We start from the raw sequence: 267 nt of genomic DNA on the forward strand, positions 1-267 counted from the left end.
GGTCTTTCATAACAGCCGGGATTTTGCGGCGTGGACGGGGTTAACGCCGAGACAAAAGGCCAGTGGTCATAAATCGGTGATGTCAGGGATTACCAAGCGTGGGGATGCCTACTTGAGAAAATGACTGGTGCAGGCTGCACGTCACACACTGCGCTGGGCCAAGCGAAACGAAGACACAAATCTGGCGCGCTGGATGATAGACATCGTCCAGCGTCGCGGATTGCACAAGGGCGTTGTCGCCATTGCGCATAAACTGGCGCGGATTAT

The 267-nt window shown here is 55.1% G+C and carries 1 pseudogene; it reads left to right on the top strand.

The features are described from left to right. Nucleotides 1-121, top strand: a pseudogene (locus tag WG929_RS21100) (transposase); the annotation flags it as partial. Between the last annotated feature and the right edge of the window lie 146 nt (nucleotides 122-267).

Source organism: Oceanobacter antarcticus, assembly GCF_044962685.1.
GTDB lineage: Bacteria > Pseudomonadota > Gammaproteobacteria > Pseudomonadales > Oceanobacteraceae > Oceanobacter > Oceanobacter antarcticus.